General features: G+C 73.6%; 6 protein-coding genes. All 6 read left to right on the forward strand.

The window, feature by feature from the left end; translation table 11 throughout:
* The first annotated feature begins 138 nt into the window (after positions 1–138).
* Entirely contained in the window at positions 139–1,200 is a 1,062-nt protein-coding gene (locus C1A33_RS17385; protein ID WP_101832532.1) for an ABC transporter permease, read from the forward strand.
* Position 1,201: 1 nt separating this feature from the next.
* Complete coding sequence (locus tag C1A33_RS17390) at positions 1,202–2,104, forward strand: ABC transporter permease (protein WP_101832533.1); 903 nt, start codon at positions 1,202–1,204, stop codon at positions 2,102–2,104.
* On the forward strand, positions 2,101–3,117 hold the full coding sequence (locus C1A33_RS17395) for an ABC transporter ATP-binding protein (RefSeq protein WP_243407656.1): 1,017 nt from the start codon (positions 2,101–2,103) through the stop codon (positions 3,115–3,117). The genes C1A33_RS17390 and C1A33_RS17395 overlap by 4 nt, the downstream gene beginning before the upstream one ends.
* On the forward strand, positions 3,107–3,958 hold the full coding sequence (locus C1A33_RS17400; RefSeq protein ID WP_101832534.1) for an ABC transporter ATP-binding protein: 852 nt from the start codon (positions 3,107–3,109) through the stop codon (positions 3,956–3,958). The genes C1A33_RS17395 and C1A33_RS17400 overlap by 11 nt, the downstream gene beginning before the upstream one ends.
* A 73-nt stretch (positions 3,959–4,031) precedes the next feature.
* Positions 4,032–5,372 (forward strand): NtaA/DmoA family FMN-dependent monooxygenase, encoded by a 1,341-nt coding sequence (locus tag C1A33_RS17405; RefSeq protein WP_101832535.1) that lies wholly within the window; start codon positions 4,032–4,034, stop codon positions 5,370–5,372.
* Positions 5,369–6,430: LLM class flavin-dependent oxidoreductase (locus C1A33_RS17410; protein WP_101832536.1), on the forward strand; the 1,062-nt coding region annotated here is incomplete at its 3' end. The genes C1A33_RS17405 and C1A33_RS17410, both read left to right, overlap by 4 nt.

The raw sequence follows: 6,430 nt of genomic DNA on the forward strand, positions 1-6,430 counted from the left end.
CCACCCACCCCTGGCGGCCAGCCGCCCACCGTCCCGACCCGGCGCGGTGCGGGCCCGCTCCGATCCCGGCTCGGTCCCGCACCCCAGCACGGTCCCGCACCTGTCACACACCCGTATCCAGCACACAGGAGGCACGCCATGGCGGTGAGCACGGCTGATCCGCCGGTCGCGGCCGTCGGGCCCGCCGGGCCTGCCGGGCCCGTCCGGTCCGGCCGGGTCGCCGCGATCGGGGCGCGGCGGGCGGCCGGACGCGTCCTCGCCGCCCTGGCCCGCTCGATCGCGATCGTCGTCCCGGTGTTCGTGGTGGCGACCTTCATCACCTTCTCGCTGCGGTCACTCAGCGGCCTGAGCCCGGCGCACATCCAGCTCGGCGAGAGCGCCACCCCGGAGGCGGTCCACCGGGTCGAGGCGTCCTGGGGCCTGGACCGGCCGTTCCTCGCCCAGTACTGGAGCTGGTTCAGCGGGATTCTGCACGGCCAGCTTGGCCGGAGCTGGGCCAACGGGGCGACGATCTCCGACCTGATCTCCAACGGTCTGGCCGTGAGCCTGTCGATCTCGCTGTACGCGCTGCTCATCGGCCTCGTCGTCGGGGCCGCGCTCGGGACGCTCGCGGCGGTGCGGCGCACGAGCTGGATCGACCGGACGATCACCGCGTTCACGACGGTCATGGGGGTCACGCCGCCGTTCGTCGTCGGCATCGTGCTGGTGACGGTGTTCGCCGTCGGGCTCGGCTGGTTCCCGGCCGGCGGCTACGTGCCGACCAGCGCCGGCTTCGGCCCCTGGCTCGGGCATCTCACCCTGCCGGCGCTGGCGCTGAGCTTCGATGTGATCGCCGACGTCGCCCGGCAGCTGCGCACCGGCCTGGTCGCCGCCTACCGGGAGAACTACGTGACCGGGGCGATCGTGCGCGGGCTCAGCCCACGGCGGATCTTCCTGCGGCACGTGCTGCGTAACGGGGCCGGCCCGGCTCTGGCCACCCTCGGTTTCCGCTTCCCGATCATCGTCGGCAACTCGGTCATCACCGAGTGGATCTTCGGTCTGCAGGGGTTCGGCCGGTTCGCCAACGACTCGGCGCAGGCCGGGGACGTGCCGGCCGTGCAGGGAGTGCTGGTCGTGTCGATCGTGCTGGTCGTCGCGTTCAACCTGATCGTCAACGTGGTGCTCGCCCGGGTGACCCCGGCGTCGCGGCGGGGGGTCTGACATGGGCACCGTGCGCCGGGTACTCGGCCTCGTCTCCGGCCGCCTCGCGGTCGCGATCCTGTTTGTCGTCGCGCTGCTGGCGATCCTCGGCCCACTCGTCGCTCCGCACGACCCGCTGGCGACGAGCCCGCGCACGCTCGCCGGTCCGTCCGGCTCGCACTGGCTGGGCACGGACAACCTGGGCCGGGACGTCTTCAGCCGGCTGCTCGAGGGCTCCCGGACCTCCGTCGTCGGCTCGGTCGAGGTGGCCCTGGTCGGCCTCGCCGTCGGGGTGGTGCCGGGGCTGCTGTCGGTCTACCTCGGGCGGGTCTTCGAGTGGGTGACGCTGCGGGTCGCCGACACGCTGCTCGCGCTGCCGTTCCTGGTGTTCGCCGTCGCCGTGACCTCGCTGCTCGGCAACGGCATCACCCAGGCGATGCTCACCGTCGGCGTGCTCCTCTCGCCGCTGTTCTACCGGGTGACCCGGGCGGCGACCCTGACGGTGGCGCAGTCGCAGTACGTCGAGTCGGCGCTGATCTCCGGCGCGTCGGTCGGCTGGGTGGTGCGCCGGCACGTGTGGGGCAAGGTGCTGCCGCCGGTCATGGTGGCGCTCGCCTACACGGTCGGCATCGGCTTCGTCGTCGTGTCCAGCCTGACCTTCCTCGGCATCGGCGTGCAGCCGCCCGCGCCGACGTGGGGCGGCCTGCTCGCCTCCGACCTCGGCTACCTGTCCTACCAGCCCTGGGCACCGATCGCACCGGCGGTGCTGATCATCGTGACGGTGTGGGCCAGCAACCTGCTCGCGGACGCGATCCGGGACGTGTCCGGCGAGGCCGGCCGGGCGCTGCTCAACAACCGCCGGGCTCGCGCGGTGCGGGCCACGGCCACCACCGAACCGATCTCCGCTGGAGGTGCGACCCCGTGACGACGACCCAGGCCGATCGTGATCTGGTCGCGGCGACCGACGTCGGCGACTCGCCGACAGCGACACCGACGCCCCGTCCTCTACCAGCCGACGAGGTCGTGCTGGCGGTGCGGGACGTGCGGATCCGCGACAATGTCGGCGACCGCGAGATCGTCCACGGCGTCACGTTCGAGCTGAGGCCCGGCCAGGCGGTCGGCATCGTGGGGGAGTCCGGCAGCGGCAAGACGCTGACCTGCCGCGCGGCGCTGGGCATCCTGCCCGAGCACTTCACCGTCTCCGGCGGGACGATCGAGATCGCCGGGGAGGACATCGCGGGGCTCACACCGGCCCGGTGGACCGCGCTGCGCGGCTCGACGATCAGCGCGGTGTTCCAGGACCCCGGGTCGTATCTCAACCCGTCCCTGCGGGTCGGCGCTCAGATCGCCGAGGTCGTGCGGGTCAAGGCCGGGCTGCGGCGGCGGGCGGCGCGGGCGCGGGCGGTCGAGCTGCTGGCCGCCGTGCGGCTGCGCGATCCGGAGCTCGTCTACGGCCAGTACCCCCACGAGCTGTCCGGCGGCATGCTGCAGCGGGTGCTGATCGCCGCCGCGATCGCCGCCGGCCCGCGAGTGCTCATCGCCGACGAGGCGACCACCGCGCTCGACGTGACGGTGCAGGCCGAGGTCCTGGACCTGCTGGCCGACCTGCGGGAACGCACCGGGCTCGCACTGGTGGTCGTCTCGCACGACCTGGCCGTCGTCGCACAGGTCTGCGACGAGGTGCTCGTGCTGCGCGACGGCGAGGTCGTCGAGCAGGGACCGACCGAGCAGGTGCTCTACCAGCCACGCCACGCCTACACCCGGATGCTCATCGACGAGCACGAGCAGTACGGCCTCGAACGCTTTCTCGACGCCGACGCCGACGCCGACGCCGACGCCGACGCCGACGCCGGCACCGGTGCGGAGGCGGACGCGGACGCGGACGGCGGTCGCGCCGGCGCACCCGCGAGGGACAGGGAGTTCGACGGTGTCCGCTGACGACCAGCAGCGAGCGGGGGACCGGCCGATTCTGGCGGTCGAGGACCTGGCGGTGCACTACGGAGCGGGGCGGCGGCGTCAGTCGGTGCTCGACGGGGTGTCCCTGTCGGTGGCCCGCGGGGAGACCGTGGGCATCATCGGCGAGACCGGCTCCGGCAAGTCGACGTTCGCGCGTACCGTGCTCGGCCTCGTGCGCGCCGGGCGCGGGCGGATCCTCATCGACGGCGAGGACGTCGCCCGGCACAAACCCCGGCAGTGGCAGGCGCTGCGCCGCCGGGGGGTGGTGCAGTACGTGTTCCAGGATCCGCTGCGCAGCCTCGACCCGGACCTGACGATCGAGGACTCGCTGGTCGAGCCGCTGCTCGTGCGCGGGATGCGGCGCCCCGAGGCCGTCGAGCGCGCCCGTGCCTACCTCGGCCGGGTGCGCCTCGACGAGGATCTGCTGCCGCGGCTGCCGGGGGAGCTGTCCGGCGGGCAGCGCCAGCGCGTCGCCGTGGCCCGCGCCCTCGTCGCCGAGCCTGGTCTGATCATTCTGGACGAGCCGGTGAGCGCGCTCGACTCGGCCAACCGGGTGGGCGTGCTGGAGATCCTCAAGGGGCTGCGCGACTCCGGCGTCGCGCTGCTGTTCATCTCGCACGACCTCGGCTCCGTGGCCGGCATCGCCGACCGGATCGCCGTGCTCTACCAGGGCCGGTTCGTCGAGGTCGGCGCCGCGCGCGACGTCGTGAACACGCCGCGCCATCCCTATACCCGCCTGCTCGTCGGCTCCGCGCCGACGCTGCGCTCGGCCGCCGCCGCCCGGGCCCGCCGGGAGGAGCTGCGCGCCCTGCTGCGCACCTGACCGTCACCGCCCGTCCGTCACCGCCCGTCCGTCACCGCCCGTCCGTCGTCGCCCGTCCGAGGGGAGCCTCCTCATGCCCCGCACCCTGCATCTCGCGCTGAGCGCCTACGGCGTCGGCGGTCCCGGCCAGCACGGGCTGTGGAAGGACCAGCGCGTTCCGAAGAACGCCAGCGTCGACATCGACTACTACATCCGGCAGGCGCAGACGGCGGAGGCGGCGCTGTTCGACGCCTACTTCATCGTCGACAGCCAGTTCATCAACGCCTCCTACCCGGCGCACTACCTCAACCGGCTCGAACCGCTGACCCTCCTGTCGGCCGTGGCCACCCACACCCGTTCGATCGGCCTGGTCGGCACGGCGAGCTCGACGTACAACTCGCCGTTCAACCTCGCCCGCCGCTTCGCCTCCCTCGACCACATCAGCCACGGGCGGGCCGGCTGGAACGTCGTCACCAGCTTCGACACCGGCACCTCGCGCAACTACGGCCTCGACGAGCACCTCGACTACCCGACCCGTTACGGGCGGGCCGAGGAGGCCGTCGACGTCGTGCGCGGGCTGTGGGACAGCTACGAGGACGACGCGTTCCCCGCGGACGTCGACCGGGGTGTCTTCCTCGACCCGTCGAAGCTGCACGCGCTCGACCACGCCGGCGAGCACTTCCGCGTCGCCGGCCCGCTCAACCTGGCCCGCTCCCCGCAGGGCCAGCCGGTGATCTTCCAGGCCGGGGTGTCCGAGGAGGGCCGTACCCTCGCCGCCCGGGTCGCCGAGGGCATCTACGCCCCCGGCGGCACGCTGGCGGAGTCGCAGGCGTACTACCGCGACATCAAGGACCGCGCCGCGGCGCTCGGCCGCGATCCCGACCACGTGGTGATCCTCGTGGGCGCCGGCCCGGTGGTGGCGTCCACCGACAAGGCGGCCCACCGGCTGTCCCGGGACATCTTCGAGGCCGACAACGACTTCGACCGCAAGCTCGGCTTCCTCGGCCGCAGCTTCGGCTCCCACGACTTCACCCCGTACGACCTCGACGCGCCGTTCCCCGACGTCGCCCACCTGGCCGAGCGCAGCGGCCGCACCCGCGGCCTGGAGATCGTCCGGCAGGCCCGGGACGAGAACCTCACGCTGCGCCAGGTCGTCGAGACGGTCAGCGAGTACACGCCGTCACCGTTCACCGGTGCCCCGGACACCGTCGCGGACGCCCTGGAGCACTGGTTCGCCGCCGGCGCCGCGGACGGCTACAACCTGCGCTTTCGCACCCACGAGGACCTGGAGCGCTTCGCCGCCGACGTCGTCCCGCTGCTGCAGAAGCGCGGCGTGTTCCGCACCGAGTACGCCGGCGACACCCTGCGCGCCAACCTCGGCCTGCCGGTTCCCGCCAACCGCCACACCCTCGCCCGCGAAAGCGCCGCCCGATGACGGCCCCCGGCACCGCCACCGCCCCCGCGGCCGACGGTGACCGGCCGCGGTTCCGGCTCGGCTTCCTCACCCACGTCGAGGGGCACGGGGACCCGGCCGCCACCTACCGCGACGCGCAGGAGCTGTTCGTCGTGGCCGACGAGCTCGGTTTCGACGTCGGCTGGGTCGCGCAACACCACGTGCCGCTCGCCGGCGGCGGGGTGCCCTCGCCGTGGACGTTCCTCGCCCACGCCGCCGCGCGCACCCGGCGGATCCAGCTCGCGACCGCGATCACGATCCTGCCGTTGGAGAACCCGGTGCGCCTCGCCGAGGACGTCTCCGTCGTCGACACGCTCAGCGGCGGACGGGTCGAGATCGGTGTCGGCAGCGGCGCGAGCGACGTCGAGTACGCCGTCTTCGGCCGTGACGTCACCCGCCGGCGTGAGCTGACCAGCGAGGGCCTCGCGATCCTGCGCGCGGCGCTCGCCGGCGAGGAGGTCGGCGCGCCCGGATTCACCATCCAGCCGCCGGCCGGCGACTTCACCGACCGGATCTGGCAGGGCGTGTTCAGCGCGCCCGGCGCCGGCCATGCCGCCGCCGCCGGCTCGAACCTGCTGCTCAACCGGGCCGCCTACGGCTACGACGAACCGACCGACGAGGTGCAGCGCCCCTGGGCCGACGCCTACCTCGCCGCCTGGGAGCAGCCGCGCCGCCCCCGCATCGGCCTGTCGCGGTTCGTCTTCCCCGCCGCCGACCGGGACGCGGCGCTCGCCCAGATCGGCCCCGGCGTGCTGACCGCGGCACGGCGCTTCGCCGAGCGCGGCGCCTTCCCGGCGGGCATCGACCTGGACGAGGCGCTGCGCCGCTTCCATGCCTTCCACGGGCATCCGGACGAGATCGTCGAGGGACTGCGGCGGGAGCGGGTGCTGCCGGTGGCCACCGACCTGATCACCCAGTTCAATCCCGCGATCGTCGACCACGACGCGGCGATCCGGGCCCTGGAGCTCATCGCCACCGAGGTGGCGCCCGCCCTGGGCTGGCGCCCCGCCGCTCGTCCCGTCGATCACAGTGGAGTCCAG

Origin of the sequence: Frankia canadensis, from assembly GCF_900197875.1 — a bacterium.
Classification (GTDB): domain Bacteria; phylum Actinomycetota; class Actinomycetes; order Frankiales; family Frankiaceae; genus Frankia; species Frankia canadensis.